12 protein-coding genes and 1 other RNA gene are annotated in these 11,818 nt (G+C 51.7%); 4 read left to right on the plus strand and 9 right to left on the minus strand.

All coding sequences use genetic code 11. The annotated features are described in order from the left end of the window. Window positions 1–2 precede the first annotated feature (2 nt). The 7 genes from JFC11_RS07655 to rsmI form a co-directional block, all read right to left on the minus strand. A complete protein-coding gene (locus JFC11_RS07655) occupies window positions 3–1,361 on the minus strand; it encodes a UDP-N-acetylmuramoyl-tripeptide--D-alanyl-D-alanine ligase (protein ID WP_198349126.1) in 1,359 nt (452 codons plus the stop codon). After that, complete coding sequence (locus JFC11_RS07660; RefSeq protein ID WP_198349127.1) at window positions 1,361–2,854, minus strand: UDP-N-acetylmuramoyl-L-alanyl-D-glutamate--2,6-diaminopimelate ligase; 1,494 nt, start codon at window positions 2,852–2,854, stop codon at window positions 1,361–1,363. The genes JFC11_RS07655 and JFC11_RS07660 overlap by 1 nt, the downstream gene beginning before the upstream one ends. A 14-nt stretch (window positions 2,855–2,868) precedes the next feature. Then, window positions 2,869–4,575: a peptidoglycan D,D-transpeptidase FtsI family protein gene (locus JFC11_RS07665; protein ID WP_038485418.1), complete on the minus strand. Its 1,707-nt coding sequence runs from the start codon at window positions 4,573–4,575 to the stop codon at window positions 2,869–2,871. Next, on the minus strand, window positions 4,572–4,907 hold the full coding sequence (ftsL, locus tag JFC11_RS07670; protein WP_038485421.1) for a cell division protein FtsL: 336 nt from the start codon (window positions 4,905–4,907) through the stop codon (window positions 4,572–4,574). The genes JFC11_RS07665 and ftsL overlap by 4 nt, the downstream gene beginning before the upstream one ends. Window positions 4,908–4,909: 2 nt before the next feature. After that, complete coding sequence (gene rsmH / locus JFC11_RS07675) at window positions 4,910–5,866, minus strand: 16S rRNA (cytosine(1402)-N(4))-methyltransferase RsmH (protein ID WP_038485424.1); 957 nt, start codon at window positions 5,864–5,866, stop codon at window positions 4,910–4,912. 52 nt (window positions 5,867–5,918) lie between these two features. Beyond that, window positions 5,919–6,279: RNase P RNA component class A (gene rnpB, locus JFC11_RS07680), an RNA gene on the minus strand. A gap of 32 nt (window positions 6,280–6,311) precedes the next feature. After that, a complete protein-coding gene (gene rsmI, locus JFC11_RS07685; RefSeq protein ID WP_198349128.1) occupies window positions 6,312–7,169 on the minus strand; it encodes a 16S rRNA (cytidine(1402)-2'-O)-methyltransferase in 858 nt (285 codons plus the stop codon). A 113-nt stretch (window positions 7,170–7,282) separates the two neighbouring features. Here rsmI and JFC11_RS07690 point away from each other — a divergent pair, with 113 nt between their 5' ends. The 4 genes from JFC11_RS07690 (at window position 7,283) to JFC11_RS07705 (ending at window position 10,462) form a co-directional block, all read left to right on the plus strand. Next, window positions 7,283–8,788, plus strand: a complete 1,506-nt coding sequence (locus JFC11_RS07690; protein WP_038485430.1) for a penicillin-binding protein activator — start codon at window positions 7,283–7,285, stop codon at window positions 8,786–8,788. Continuing rightward, window positions 8,778–9,167 carry a YraN family protein gene (locus JFC11_RS07695; protein WP_038485433.1) on the plus strand — a complete coding sequence of 130 codons (390 nt, stop codon included), beginning with the start codon at window positions 8,778–8,780 and terminating at the stop codon, window positions 9,165–9,167. Before JFC11_RS07690 ends, JFC11_RS07695 begins: the two co-directional genes overlap by 11 nt. Before the next feature lie 22 nt (window positions 9,168–9,189). After that, window positions 9,190–9,783, plus strand: coding sequence for a phosphoheptose isomerase (locus JFC11_RS07700; protein WP_038485436.1), 594 nt, complete (start codon window positions 9,190–9,192; stop codon window positions 9,781–9,783). A 106-nt stretch (window positions 9,784–9,889) separates the two neighbouring features. Beyond that, window positions 9,890–10,462, plus strand: coding sequence for a BON domain-containing protein (locus JFC11_RS07705; protein ID WP_038485439.1), 573 nt, complete (start codon window positions 9,890–9,892; stop codon window positions 10,460–10,462). Between the two features lie 130 nt (window positions 10,463–10,592). Here the strand turns inward: JFC11_RS07705 and JFC11_RS07710 are convergent, their stop codons facing one another. Next, window positions 10,593–11,081 (minus strand): ClpXP protease specificity-enhancing factor, encoded by a 489-nt coding sequence (locus JFC11_RS07710; protein WP_038485442.1) that lies wholly within the window; start codon window positions 11,079–11,081, stop codon window positions 10,593–10,595. Between the two features lie 62 nt (window positions 11,082–11,143). After that, entirely contained in the window at window positions 11,144–11,770 is a 627-nt protein-coding gene (sspA, locus tag JFC11_RS07715; RefSeq protein WP_038485445.1) for a stringent starvation protein SspA, read from the minus strand. Window positions 11,771–11,818 lie beyond the last annotated feature (48 nt).

Raw genomic sequence — 11,818 nt, forward strand, 5'->3', positions numbered from 1 at the left:
GCTTACCTTGTTTCATCCGCACGTAGCGCAGCAATGACATTTTCCATGCCTGCACTACGCGATCCTTTCACCAGCAGTGTGGTGTTAGGCGGCAGAGTATTAATAACATGACGCACTAGCGTCTCGTGGTCGTCAAAATGCAGCCCGCGACCGAAGGCTTCACTTGCTGAACGGGCGGCATCACCAAAAGTCAGCAATGTATCGATACCCAGTGACGCAGCGTAATGACCGATCTCAGCATGTAGGGCATGAGACTCGCTACCCAACTCCCCCATTGCGCCAAGCGCGCACCAGCGCGGTGTAGGAAAGTTCGCTAACGCATCCAACGCCGCTTTCACAGCACCAGGATTTGCGTTATAGGTGTCGTCTAACAACGTCGTATTGCGCACGCCGGGCACGATGCTTAACCTACCAGATAATGAGGACAATTCGCATAGTCCCGTCACTACTTGCTCTGGTGTAACGCCTAATGCGAGAGCCGCTGCAGCAGCCGCCAAAGCATTACTCACATTATGCTTACCAATCAAGGGCAGCTGGACGTCACCCAGCACTTGGCCACGCTCAACAAGCGTAAAAGCATACCGCCCCAAAGAGTCGCACGAAAGTGCGGACGCGTGAACGTCCGAATCACCATGTAAGCCGTAGCTTACAACTTTCTTGCTTCCCGCACAGGCTGACCAAAATTCAAAGTAATAGTCATCGCGATTTAGCACCGCAATACCACCTTCAACTAGCCCGGTTAATATTTCGCTTTTGGCTTGGGCAATTTGCCCCATACCGCCAAACTCTCCGACATGTGCGCCTGTTACATTGGTAATGATGGCGACATTAGGAGAGGTCAACTGGCTGGTCCAGGCAATTTCGCCCAAATGGTTAGCCCCTAGCTCAATCACACCTACCTGATGGTGCGTTGCTAAACGCAGCAATGTCAGCGGCGCACCAATGTCATTGTTTAAGTTGCCCTCTGTCGCCAGAACACCGCCTAATGGAGAAAGTAGCGCAGCCGTCATCTCTTTAACGGTTGTTTTACCGCTGTTGCCGGTGACAGCCACCAGCGGCAGTTTACAATGTTCACGCCAAGCCCGCGCCAGCAGGCCAAGGCCCAAACGCGTGTCTGCGCATACTAGCTGAGGAAGCAAACTGCTTACCGGGCGCTCAACCAGAGCAGCTGCAGCGCCTTTCTCAAGCGCCTGCTCAATAAAATCATGGCCATCAAAACGCGGCCCCTTCAAAGCCACAAACAGACACCCAGGCACAATATGACGCGTATCGGTAATTACCGCTGTGACCGACAACTCGCATAAAGTTTGCGGGACAGAAAGCTTTAGTGCTGAGGCAATACTAGCTAACGACCAGTTCATCACATGGCAGCCCTAAATTTGAAGGCTTTAATCACTTGTTCGCTATCTTGATAGTCATGACGCACGTTACCGATGTGCTGATAGGCCTCATGACCTTTTCCAGCCACCAAGATAACGTCCTGGGTATCAGCATGCTGAACCGCATGACAAATTGCCTGACTACGATCACCTATTTCCGTAAAGGCAGCCGCAGCAGAAAAGCCCGAAATAATTTGTTGGCGAATTTGCTCGGCAGACTCCGTACGCGGATTATCGTCAGTAACGATCACGTGGTCAGCTCGCTGCTCTGCTACAGCAGCCATTTCAGCTCGCTTTCCCGTATCACGCTCACCACCACAACCGAACAGGCACCACAGCTTTCCAGCGCTCCCTAAATGCTCTTTCAGCGCATCGAGAGCATTAGCTAATGCATCCGGCGTGTGGGCATAGTCGATAACAACGCTGGGCGCATTAACCTCGCGGTATAACGCCATACGCCCAGGCACTGGGCCCAACTCAGTTGCCGACTCAAACAGCTGATCTAAAGGCTCGCCCAACCCATAAAGCACACTAATGGCTAACAGCACATTGTCTAGGTTAAACCGCCCCATCAAACCAAGATTAAGCGTTTTTTCACCTTCCGGCGTAGCAACAAGAGCCTGTTGACCATGTTCATGGGGATGCCAACCAATCACGCGCAGCGTCACTGCTTCATCGTCGCCTACTGCCAAAACACGCACACGGCTATCGCAGCCTGCCAGCATTAGCCGCGCAAGTGGATCATCTGCATTGACGACCGCAAGCACAAGCTCAGAACGCCGGAACAACTTTGCTTTTGCAGCGGCATAAGCCGCCATACTGCCATGGTAATCAAGGTGATCTCGCGTCAGGTTGGTGAATACGCCTGCGGCGACGTTCACTGCGTCTAAACGACGTTGTTCAAGGGCATGCGAAGAAGCTTCAAGCGCCACACGCGTCACTCCTTGGTTAGCTAAATCAGCCAAGGTTTCTTGCATTGCCAATGAACCAGGCGTAGTGAGGCCTGTGTCGACCAATTGGCCAAGGCGACCAACACCCAATGTCCCGATCACTCCAGCAGGCTTACCAAGCAATTCACTTAACGCTGCTATGTAATGGGTAACAGAGCTTTTCCCATTGGTGCCCGTCACCCCAATCACCTGGAGGTCTTCGGGAACAGAAAACAGTGTGCGACCTAGCTCACCAAGTCGCATAGACAGATGCGGCAAATAAAGTATTTGCCCGTCCAGAGAAACACCACCTTCTTTCGTGTGCGCCAAAACGAGTGATGCACCTGCCGCCAATGCTTGGTCAACAAACTCATAACCATCACGCTGACTACCAGGAATAGCCACAAATACATCGCCCATCGCTAACTTACGCGTATCCGTCACTAAGCGAAGCTGCTCTGGTAATTTAGGCAACTCCTCAGGTAATACAGCGTTAGGCCAAACCTGCTTTAGCGCAACCCATAGACTCTCTGGGGACAACCTCATGCAATCTCCTTATGCTACTCGACCTCGTGATCGGGCGGCACGTCCAGCAAACGTAGGGCATTACCTGTAACGCTAGAAAACACCGGAGCAGCCACTGCTCCACCATAAAATTGGCCAGCGCGAGGGTGATCAATCATAACGACGGTAACAATACGCGGGTCGGAAATAGGCGCAATCCCCGCAAAAACACTGCGGTAAGCATCAGTGGTATAACCTTGCTGCCCTATTTTACGCACCGTGCCTGTTTTCCCCCCCACACGATAGCCTTCAACGCGCGCTCGGCGACCACCGGTATAGGCGGCGACCGACGTTTCTAAAATATTCAGCAAATCATTGGCCACTGTGGGCGATATAGCAGGACTCCCCTGAGGAGGCTCAGAAAGCCTCAACAGCGAGGGCGGCAAACGCACGCCATTATTGGCTAGCGCAGTGTAAGCACTGGCCAATTGAACCGCTGAAACAGAGAGACCGTAACCATAGGAGAGCGTCGCTCGTTCACTTCGAGACCAGCGAACTGGCGCTGGCAAACTGCCTGTCGCCTCACCAGGAAAGCCGGTTCCCGGTGCTTGTCCAAGACCTAGCTGATTGTATTTTTCCCAAATGGCCGTATCGCTTAGCTGTAGCGCTAAACGAGACATACCAACGTTTGAAGATTTTTCTAGAATCCCCGCTAAATCTAAATCGCCATAATTACGGAAGTCTCGAATAGTGAACTGATCCAGGCGCATCCAGCCAGGCGAGGTGTCAACGATAGCATCACGATCTACAACACCACTTTCCAGTATTGCAGCCATTGCCAAAGGCTTCATAACAGACCCTGGTTCAAACACATCAACCAGTGCCTGGTTGCGTAAACCTCGCGGATCTAACCCAGCGCGGTTATTCGGGTTGTAAGAAGGCAAGTTAGCCATTGCTAACACTTCCCCTGTGCGCGCATCGAGCATTACTAACACTCCACCGTCCGCCTCATGCTCAGCGACAGCAGCGCGCAATTCACGGTAGGCCATATATTGAATACGCTGATCAATCGCCAACGTTAACTCACCGCCAGGTTGCGCTTCACGGATAACTCCGAGCTCACGAACTAAACGACCTCGTCGATCTTTTATGACTCGGCGTTGTCCAGGATGCCCCGCTAAGTAGGGCTGATAAGAGAGCTCTAGACCCTCTTGCCCCACATCATCCACATTGGTAACACCCAGCAACTGCGCCGCCACTTCACCGGCTGGATAATAACGCTTGTATTCACGCTGCTGATAAACACCAGGCGTGCGTAAATCCAGTATGCGCTGGGCCGCATCGGGCGTCATTTGACGACGAAGGTACATAAATTCTCGACTGCTATATCGAGAGACACGGGATTCAAAGTCATCGAGCGACATGCCTAAAGCTTGCGCCAGCATTACTCGCTGAATGGCATCGGTAGGTAGCTCTTGAGGATTCGCCCAAAGTGTTACAACAGGCGTAGAAATAGCCAGAGGTTCACCATTACGATCAGTGATCATACCGCGGTGTGCGGGTATTGCCTCATGGCGAAGCGTACGGGCATCGCCCTGGCTCTGTAAAAACGGGCGATCAATTACCTGAAGCAGCGTAATCCTGCCGACTAAAATGGCTGACGCAAGCATTACAATAATGAGAATAAATAAAAAGCGTCCGCCAGCTAATGGCGGCGCAATAGGCATTTGACGGGATATCCCTCCCCGACTTTCGCGCTTCATGGTCGAATCACCTCGACATCATTCACATCGGGAATGCGCATTTCAAGCCGTTCCGTAGCAATTTGCTCTACACGGGCTGGAGTAGACCACGCCCCCTCTTCCAATAGCAGCTGCCCCCACTCGGTTTGCAGCTGATTTTTTTCCTGCTCTAACTGCTGTAGCTGCGCATACTGCACTCGCGTCATATGCGTGGTGGCAACCACTAAACCACCGGTCACGACACACGCCAAGAACAGCACGATAAGGATAACCGGCCAAGCTCGAAAACGTAGCTTGAAAGGCCATTCGGTGCGCAGCGTTGACGCCCAACGCTCTATCCGATCCATGCTCATGATCACACTCGTTTACGGGCGGCCCGCATGACGGCACTGCGCGCCCGAGGGTTAGCTTCCACCTCTTCATCACTTGGGCGTATTCCTTTACCCAAGGCTTCAAGACGGCGATTTAGCTGATCATCGCGAATAGGCACGCCTCGTGGCAAGTGCGTATCACCCCGCACATGGTGACGAATGAAGCGTTTTACACGACGATCTTCAAGCGAGTGGAAGCTAATCACAACCAGATGCCCACCAGGAGCCAGCACTTCCAATGCCCCCTCAAGCGCTGCATCCAGTTGATCGAGCTCACCATTTAAATAAATACGCAGCCCCTGAAACGCTTTGGTCGCTGGGTGACGACCCTTTTCCCAAGCAGGGTGAGCCTCTTTTAACACCTCGGCCAAGTCAACAGTATGCGTAAAAGGCTTTTCCACACGTCGCGTAACAACGGCTCGTGCCAAGCGCTTTGCGTAACGCTCTTCACCATAGGTTTTAAACACATTGGCAATATCATTTTCGCTAGCACGGGCTAAAAACGCAGCGGCACTCTCTCCTTGAGTAGGATCCATACGCATATCAAGAGGACCGTTGCGCATAAAGCTAAAGCCTCGCTCTGGATCATCTAACTGCGGGGAAGAAACACCAATATCTAGCAATACACCTGAAAGCTTTCCGTAAACCCCTTGCTCTTGTGCATATTCAACTAACCGAGCGAACTCTCGCTGCGTTATGTCGAAACGAGGATCATCGATATCCTTAGCGGCTGCTATTGCTTGAGGATCACGATCCATGGCCATTAAACGACCTTGTTCGCTCAAGCGCGAAAGAATGACGCGGGAGTGCCCGCCTCGCCCAAACGTACCGTCTAAATAAATACCATCGGGATTATGAACAAGTGTATCTACCGCCCCTTCTAATAAGACGCTGGTGTGGCGAAAATGGGAAGTAACCTGGTCAGCGTCAGGAGAAGGCATGTTAATCTCACACAGTGTTAAGAAAGGTGCGAACGGCGCACCTTTTATGGAAATGGGGAGTCGGCCGATAAGCCGGGTTCTGTCGTGGACAGTCATTCCTCTAGGCGCTGCGTCACCACAGCGCTCAAGCAACCTACCCGGATCCAGCGCGGGCCACGCCATTGGATCCCTATTTGGTCTTGCTCCGAGTGGGGTTTACCATGCCACGCACTGTTGCCAGGCGCGCGGTGCGCTCTTACCGCACCCTTTCACCCTTACCGGCCTCGAAAGGCTTAGGCGGTCTACTCTCTGCTGCACTTTCCGTCGACTTACGCCGCCCAGGCGTTACCTGGCACTCTGCCCTATGGAGCCCGGACTTTCCTCCCCCAACACACTTTTACAAGTGTGTTAGCGGCGACTGTCTGGCCAACTCCGGCGGCAAGCATACCAGCGCCCCGCCGTCGCCTCAATGCCCACCTTTCAATGCTTGCAATCTTGCGTACCACTCCTGCTTTCGGCCGCCTAGCATTTTTGCAGCAACGGCTGCCCCCTGCTTGACGCCAACCCCCTCTGCTAGCATGGCTTTAAGCAACTCATCAGCAGCAATAGATTGCTCATCGCTTTGAACAACGGGCGGCGCCCCAGCGATCATTACGACAAACTCTCCACGACCTTGGTTAGGGTCTTGCCTAAGCTGATCCAGCAATGATGACGGCGAGCCCTGCAAAAAAGTCTCATACGTTTTGGTCAATTCTCGCGCCAGAACAACCGCTCGCTCAGGCATTTGTTCACATAACGATTCGAGCGTGTGCTCAATACGGTGAGGTGACTCGTAAAAAACCAGCGTTTCTTCTCGACACTGCCATTTTTCAAGCGCTTGCCGTCGCGCACTTGGCTTAGATGGCAAAAACCCACCAAATGTAAACTTATCAGTCGGCAACCCAGCCGCTGAAAGTGCACTGACCAGCGCACAAGGCCCAGGAAGCGGCACAATCTGCCTACCCCGCAATCGCAACTCTCTTACCAACACGAACCCCGGATCACATATCAGCGGCGTCCCCGCATCACTAATTAGGGCAACATTTTCCCCCGCCATTAAGTAACTATCCAGCGTATCGACTCGCCGTGCTTCATTATGCTCATGCAATGAGAGCATCGGCTTATTAATGCCTAGATGCGCCAACAAGCGGCCGCTGTGGCGTGTATCCTCCGCAGCAATACGTGATACCTCCGCTAATACCCGAGCAGCGCGTGGCGATAAGTCTTCCAAATTCCCAATTGGTGTTGCAACCACGTACAATATACCCGGATGCTGGTGTGTCATCGTGACTCCCGATTTGTTAATAGCCTGCACTGACGGTGCGCCATGCTTGTGCAATGGTAAATTTATCTGCTCATTGAGCGACGGCAGCGCAAATGGAAACTAAGGAAGGATACATGAAACAGTCAATACGTGGATTACTAGCCACTGCCTTCATGGCGCTTCTGATTACAGGGTGCGCTATGCAATCCCCAAGTGTGGTTGACCGCGTCCCTGACCAGGATGCCAGCCGATTACTTAGTCAAGCTGAGCAGCAAGCGCCTGAGCAAGCTGCCAAGACGCGACTGGAAGCGGCTAATATCCTTGCTAGACAAGGGCAACGCGAAAATGCTTTTGACGCAGCCGATGCGGTTGATGAAAACATGCTTTCAGAATCGGATCGGGTGCGCTGGGCAATGCTTTTCTCTGAACTTGCTCGTGGCATGGACAACCCCCGCGCGGTCCTCCGCGCGACCCAGGTGCTTGACGACGAACTCCCCATGCAGGCAAACCAACAAGATACCCTTGCAGAACGGCAGCAGTGGGCACGCCAAGCCTTGGATCAGACTGAATATACGAAAGTATCCATACCTGAATTAGAGGGTGTTGAAATACGCCGCATAGCAGTGGCATTACCAGAATCTGGCCCACTAAGTAGCGTGGCTAACGCTATCGCTTCTGCCATGCGCCGTCATCACGACTTGCGCGGAGATAATGTACAACTTAATTTCATCAATGCGTCTCAATATTCATTAGATGAAATTTACCAACGCGCAGAGCAAATGAATGCCCAACTTTTGATTGGTCCAATTGACAAAGGTCAAGTCACCCAACTTGAGCAGCGCAATAGTGTACCACTACCGACACTGGCTCTGAACTATGGCAACAGCGCAAGCAATCAAGCACCTCAACTCCTTCAGTATGGTTTATCCGCTGAAGATGAAGCCCGTCAAGCAGCTCGCCGAGCCTTTCAGGACGGCCATCGTCAAATGGCTATTATGGTGCCCGACAATGCCTGGGGACGCCGCGTAGGTGAAGCTTTCTGGAATGAGTGGCAAAGCCAAGGTGGTGAAATCACCAATGCCGTCCGCTACAACCCTAGCAGCGCCGTAGCTAACGCAGTCAAAACAGCCCTAAATGTCAGCGGCGATCGCGCCCGCCTAGGGAACATTGATGCACTATTCTTACTAGCACTTCCCGAGTACGCGCGCCAAGTGCCGCCGACCATGGACTACTACTACGCCCCCAACCTGCCTGTTTATGCTACCTCCCACCTTCATGAAGGGCGTCTACAGACACGTTTAGACCAAGACCTAAATGATGTGATGTTTATCGATATTCCATGGCAAATCCCTGACGCAGCAGTTGGCGGGGAAGAAGCGCTGCCCTTCTATTCGACATATGCAGAGCTTCGCAACGAGTCAGACGCGTCAATGTTCCGCCTGATGGCAATGGGCGTGGATGCTTACGAGCTTGGCATTCGCCTATCAGACTTATCAGCCCTTGACGGTATGAATGGAAGCACTGGCACTCTTCGCTTATCAGGTGATGGCAGGGTTTATCGAGAACTACCGTGGGCGAAATTCCAAAATGGCGTGCCTTCACCCATTTTGATTCCCGGCCTACTGAACGATGACCAATAGTTATCAGAATCCCAATACACCGCAAACAGCACGGACGCGGGGCGCAGCCATTGAGCAATTAGCCGCTCAATGGCTGCAGCAACATGGCTTAACACTTGTCACTAGCAATCATCACGTTAAAGGTGGTGAGCTTGATCTTGTGATGAAAGACCAGGATATCCTGGTCTTTATCGAGGTCAAACATCGCACCACTACCCGTTACGGCCACCCCTTAGAGACCGTCACTGCACAGAAGCGACACCGCTTAATACGAGCAGCCAAGCTCTATATCGCTCGGCATGCTGTTTCAAGTCCGTGTCGCTTTGATATCCTAGCGATCACAGGCACGCCTCCCACGCTTGAATTCCAGTGGGAAAAAGCGGCTTTTGATGCTTACTGATACCTTTACCTAGGAAGCCCTAATGGACTTTCAATCACGCATACTTAATCACTTTAACGCCAGCATAGACACGAAGACATATGCCAGCGAAGTGCTGCCGCCTTTTATCGAAGTCGCCAGCCAAATGATGGTTCAGTGCTTAGTTAACGAAGGTAAAGTTCTCGCCTGCGGCAATGGCGGCAGCGCAGGCGATAGCCAGCACTTTTCGTCCGAGCTATTGAATCGTTTTGAACGTGAGCGCCCAAGCCTACCCGCACTAGCACTGACAACCGATACCTCAACACTTACCTCGATCGCCAACGACTACAGTTATAATGAAGTGTTCTCCAAGCAGATCAGGGCGCTAGGCCAGCCCGGCGATGTCTTATTAGCCATTTCCACTAGCGGCAACTCAGCCAATATCGTTCAAGCCATCCAGGCGGCCCATGACCGCGATATGACGGTTGTCGCGCTGACTGGCAGAGATGGAGGCGATATGGCGTCACTACTAGGCCAGGATGACTGTGAGATTCGCGTTCCAGCAACATCCACTGCGCGCATTCAAGAGGTTCACCTACTCGTCATCCACTGCTTATGTGATTTAATTGACGAACAGCTCTTTGGCGGAGTCGACTAAATAGTCAGCACAAAACAAATTAAACTGAGCAGATCAAACTGCACAGACACAATCAAACGGGTAGATTAACACCTACTGACTTTACATTTTGAAAGGAGTCATCGCCATGGTCCTACGCTATTCTTTATACAAACTGACTGCCGTTGTGACACTGAGCGTTATTTTACTTACTGGATGTGCAAATAACGCAGCATCTAACCCTTCCAATTATGGTCAGCGCAGCAGTGATGTTGAAGCCATTGACACAACTATTGAACGTGAAGCACCACGTGCGCTGGAACGCTCAGATGCCCGCTTAAGGGATGCACGCATCAGGGCGCATAGCTATAACGGCTCATTACTTCTGGTAGGGCAAGTACCTAGCGAGGAACTGCGCAATAAAGCAGGTGAAGTCGCCAGCTCTCTACGAGGCGTAGACCAAGTACACAACGAACTCAGTATTGCTGCAAACCTACCCGCTAGCCAACGCCTAAACGATACCTGGCTAACCACCAATGTGATGAGCCAACTCGCCACCAATGATCGCATCGACTCATCAAAACTGAAAGTCACCACCGAAAACGCGACTGTGTATCTGATGGGCATGGTGACTCGAGATGAAGGTAACCGAATTGCTAACGCGGTATCCGCGGTTGGCGGCATTCAGCGAATCGTTAAAGTCTTTGACTATATCGATTGATTAAACACATTGTCATAAAAAAACCTCGTCCTCGGCTTTTCACCGAGACGAGGTTTTTTATTCACCAACTGCTTTACTAAGAAAAACCGTCGCTCAAGAGCATAAGTTAACCACTTAGCTAAAAACCATGCTACTTAACCACGCGTAGCGTCGGCTTTTTCTTAGCCTTTTTAGACGATAGTGCAGAAACGTCACCCTCTTTTTCAGGGACAGGCTCTGTTACCGTTAACTCAGGCTTGGACGATTCATCAAAAGCGTCTGAAAAATCGCCATCTAATTCGGCATCATCAAACTCTGCCGCATCCAGCTCTGGCTCATGCCCAAACACCATACCAGCACCATTTTCACGAGCGTAGATCGCGATAAGCGCAGGCGTAGGAATCATTACCTGCATAGGCTGGCCACCAAAGCGAGCGTTAAACCCCATAGCCTGATTTTCCATAAACAGGTCACGCACAGCGGTCGGCGCTACATTCAACACAATTTGTCCATTTTGAACAAACTGCCGCGGTACTTCCACGCCTGGCTGAGTAGCATCAACCACCACATAAGGCGTTAACTCATTATCCAACAACCACTCATAGAGAGCTCGGGCGAGATAGGGACGGCTCGATTTCATAAGACTCCCTCCTCCTGACAAATATGCCCCTTACCTGATTAAGGAGAAGAGGCAGCATGAATTCAAGCGCGCATCTCTTTTTCACGCTCGTTTAAAGATGCTTTAAACGCTTCGCGTTCGAATACCCGCGACATATAGCCCAACAGAGGCTTTACCTGCTTTTCAGGCAATTCGATATTCAGATCAGGCAAACGCCATAAAATCGGCGCTAAACAGCAGTCTACAAGCGTAAACTCCTCACTCATAAAGTAAGGCATATCTTCAAAGATAGGCGAAATCCCAATGAGGCTTTCGCGCAGTTCTTTACGCGCCTTTTCCGCTTCTTTTTTACCACCGGTGCGTATTTGCTCCAGCATTGGGCACCACTCGCGCTCAATACGATGCATCCACAAACGGCTTTGCGCCCGCGCCACCGGATAAACAGGCAGTAGAGGAGGATGAGGGAAACGCTCATCCAGATACTCCATCATGACCTTAGATTCATAAAGCACTAAGTCACGATCTAGCAGCGTAGGCACGCTGTTGTACGGGTTGAGGTCTGCTAACTCTTCAGGTGGACGCTCGTCGCTGACATCAACGATATCAACCGCCACCCCCTTTTCAGCCAGAACAATGCGCACACGATGACTAAAATGATCATCATTACCAGAGTAAAAGATCATCGACGACCGCTTGGCCACAACACCCATGAAAGCATCCTCGCATCAAAACAATCTTTGATAATAACACGCCAGCGC

The organism is Vreelandella alkaliphila (genome assembly GCF_016107625.1).
Classification (GTDB): Bacteria; Pseudomonadota; Gammaproteobacteria; order Pseudomonadales; family Halomonadaceae; genus Vreelandella; species Vreelandella alkaliphila.

What these genes read in the sequence shown, in the direction of transcription:
- JFC11_RS07655 (WP_198349126.1), bottom strand. Translation starts at nt 1,361, where the DNA reads ATGAACTGGTCGTTAGCTAGTATTGCCTCAGCACTAAAGCTTTCTGTC.
- JFC11_RS07660 (WP_198349127.1), bottom strand. Translation starts at nt 2,854, where the DNA reads ATGAGGTTGTCCCCAGAGAGTCTATGGGTTGCGCTAAAGCAGGTTTGG.
- JFC11_RS07665 (WP_038485418.1), bottom strand. Translation starts at nt 4,575, where the DNA reads ATGAAGCGCGAAAGTCGGGGAGGGATATCCCGTCAAATGCCTATTGCG.
- ftsL (WP_038485421.1), bottom strand. Translation starts at nt 4,907, where the DNA reads ATGAGCATGGATCGGATAGAGCGTTGGGCGTCAACGCTGCGCACCGAA.
- rsmH (WP_038485424.1), bottom strand. Translation starts at nt 5,866, where the DNA reads ATGCCTTCTCCTGACGCTGACCAGGTTACTTCCCATTTTCGCCACACC.
- rsmI (WP_198349128.1), bottom strand. Translation starts at nt 7,169, where the DNA reads ATGACACACCAGCATCCGGGTATATTGTACGTGGTTGCAACACCAATT.
- JFC11_RS07690 (WP_038485430.1), top strand. Translation starts at nt 7,283, where the DNA reads ATGAAACAGTCAATACGTGGATTACTAGCCACTGCCTTCATGGCGCTT.
- JFC11_RS07695 (WP_038485433.1), top strand. Translation starts at nt 8,778, where the DNA reads ATGACCAATAGTTATCAGAATCCCAATACACCGCAAACAGCACGGACG.
- JFC11_RS07700 (WP_038485436.1), top strand. Translation starts at nt 9,190, where the DNA reads ATGGACTTTCAATCACGCATACTTAATCACTTTAACGCCAGCATAGAC.
- JFC11_RS07705 (WP_038485439.1), top strand. Translation starts at nt 9,890, where the DNA reads ATGGTCCTACGCTATTCTTTATACAAACTGACTGCCGTTGTGACACTG.
- JFC11_RS07710 (WP_038485442.1), bottom strand. Translation starts at nt 11,081, where the DNA reads ATGAAATCGAGCCGTCCCTATCTCGCCCGAGCTCTCTATGAGTGGTTG.
- sspA (WP_038485445.1), bottom strand. Translation starts at nt 11,770, where the DNA reads ATGGGTGTTGTGGCCAAGCGGTCGTCGATGATCTTTTACTCTGGTAAT.